The following is a 959-nucleotide window of genomic DNA, read 5'->3' on the forward strand; positions in this document are numbered from 1 at the left end:
TTGCCGAAAAACGCACAGCCGAGTGGACCTACAAGGGAGAGCGGGGCTACATGCCCATGGTCGGTCATTTGGCGGAAGCCGGGGTCGTCATTCATGACGATTTCCGGGCGGGAAACATTGCCCCGGCCAGCGATCATCTGGCCTTTCTCCAGGCCTGCGAGGCTCGTCTCCCCAAGGGCCATCGGGTGTCGGCGGTGCGGGCCGATTCCGCCAGTTATCAGGCCGCCTTGTTCAACTACTGCGAAGAGACGGGCAAAGCCTTCGCCATTGGTGGTCGGCTGGATGCGTCGACGCTCGCGGCTATCGCCGCCATTCCGGATTCCGCCTGGACCTACTATGCCGACTGTGCGGTCGCTGAGACGGTACACAGCATGGAAGCTACACACCAAGCCTTTCGCCTCATCGTGGTACGCCAGATCCATCAGGGGGAACTCCTGGAAGAGGATCGGCCCCGTTACCACGTCATCGCCAGCAACCGGTCCGGGAGCGCTGCCGATGTGCTGGTCTGGTACCGCCAACGGGGCGAACATTCCGAGAACGGGATCAAGGAGCTGAAAATCGGCTTTGGCATGGAGCGCATGCCTTGCGGACAGGAAAGCGCCAACGCCGCTTTCTTCCGGATGGGCGTCATCGCCCACAATCTCTTTGTTCTCTTCAAGCATTCTGCCTTGGGTGAGGGCTGGCAGCGACATCGGGTGGCCACCGTGCGCTGGCGGTTCTTCCAGACGCCGGGCCGCCTAGTCCGTCATGCGGGCACCTGGATTCTCAAAATCGCCACCTCCTGTCTGGAGGACTTCGCTGCGGTGCGCGCCCGCACCTACGCGGCTGCACACGATCCCTCGATCTGAACCACCGTCCCTCCACCAAAACTAGTGCTTCGTTCCCTTCGACGCAGGGTACGGCTGCCTCGCGTGCGAAAAACCGGGCTATACCACCCTCAAATCCGCCCAAACAACACA

1 protein-coding gene is annotated in these 959 nt (G+C 61.7%); it reads left to right on the plus strand.

Annotation, left to right across the window (positions count from 1 at the left end; all coding sequences use genetic code 11):
• Positions 1 to 848: IS1380 family transposase (locus AB4090_RS15065; RefSeq protein ID WP_369574692.1), on the plus strand; the 848-nt coding region annotated here is incomplete at its 5' end.
• Positions 849 to 959 lie beyond the last annotated feature (111 nt).

This window comes from Acidithiobacillus sp. IBUN Pt1247-S3 (genome assembly GCF_041146875.1).
In the GTDB taxonomy this organism is placed as follows: domain Bacteria; phylum Pseudomonadota; class Gammaproteobacteria; order Acidithiobacillales; family Acidithiobacillaceae; genus Igneacidithiobacillus.